The organism is Paenibacillus sp. MMS18-CY102, assembly GCF_009789195.1.
GTDB lineage: Bacteria > Bacillota > Bacilli > Paenibacillales > Paenibacillaceae > Paenibacillus_T.
Window position 1 is genome coordinate 1 of record NZ_WSTC01000098.1, and the last position, 531, is coordinate 531.

The 531-nt window shown below is 46.0% G+C and carries 1 protein-coding gene; it reads right to left on the minus strand.

From position 1 onward, the window contains the following. A partial coding sequence (locus GON22_RS26840; RefSeq protein WP_237179357.1) for a transposase occupies nucleotides 1–531 on the minus strand: 531 nt, incomplete at both ends.

The following is a 531-nucleotide window of genomic DNA, read 5'->3' on the forward strand; positions in this document are numbered from 1 at the left end:
TACTGAGGCGGTTTATTCGCACTTGTTCTTTACTTTCTTCCCAAATATGCCGGGTGACAATTTTTCGTTTGGTAGCGGAACGTGTACACTGCTCCAGCATCGGACATGTTTCACATTGTTTTGGATCCGACGCATAATGCCGGTAGCCATGTCGATCTGTTGTTCGGTATGACAGTTCTTGCTGCTGCGGGCAAACATACAAATTACGTTCTGCATCATAGGTAAACTTCCATTTTGGATGTAAGCCTTGCGTAGGATGGAATCGTCGATGTGCAATGACTCCAAAGATTTTACGTTTCTCTAATCCTTTGCAAATCGGAGTCGTTAAATAGCCGGAATCCAATGCAACTGCCTCTACTGCAAACCCAAAACGCTGGCGTTGACGGTCTAAACGGGAAAGATACGGTACGGAATCATGGACATTGCCGGCGGTGACGAAAACATCGGTAACAAGGTTGTATTTCACATCAACTGTGCGATGATCCAAGTAGAAGAAGCCTTCCGGCTTACCTTCTCGGTACATATACCCGC